Source organism: Pseudomonas sp. ICMP 460 (assembly GCF_002723595.1).
Classification (GTDB): domain Bacteria; phylum Pseudomonadota; class Gammaproteobacteria; order Pseudomonadales; family Pseudomonadaceae; genus Aquipseudomonas; species Aquipseudomonas kitaguniensis.
The window spans coordinates 1-335 of record NZ_LKBR01000076.1; the positions used below are offsets into that span (position 1 = coordinate 1).

1 protein-coding gene is annotated in these 335 nt (G+C 54.6%); it reads left to right on the forward strand.

The window, feature by feature from the left end:
* A partial coding sequence (locus tag AO240_RS28725) for an immunoglobulin-like domain-containing protein (protein WP_177445874.1) occupies nt 1–335 on the forward strand: 335 nt, incomplete at both ends.

Consider the following 335-nt stretch of genomic DNA (forward strand, 5'->3'; position numbering starts at 1 on the left):
ACGATCACCAACGCTACCGGCGGCAACTTCGAAAACTTGGTGCCGAACACTGCACCTGCAGTCACTACGATTGCCGACTCGATCGATACCACTACCGTTACGTTGACGGCTGGCCAGACGGTAACCGAAGGCGGTCAGATTACTTACACCGCTACGCTGACTAACCCAGCGCAAACGCCGGTCACCGTGACATTGAGCAACGGCCAAACCATCATTATTGAAGCGGGCAAATCCGCTGGCACTGTAGTTTTCGAAACACCGGCCAACGACGTCTACAACAACGGTTCCACCGTTAGCACCACGATTACGAGCGCTACAGGCGGCAACTTCGAAAA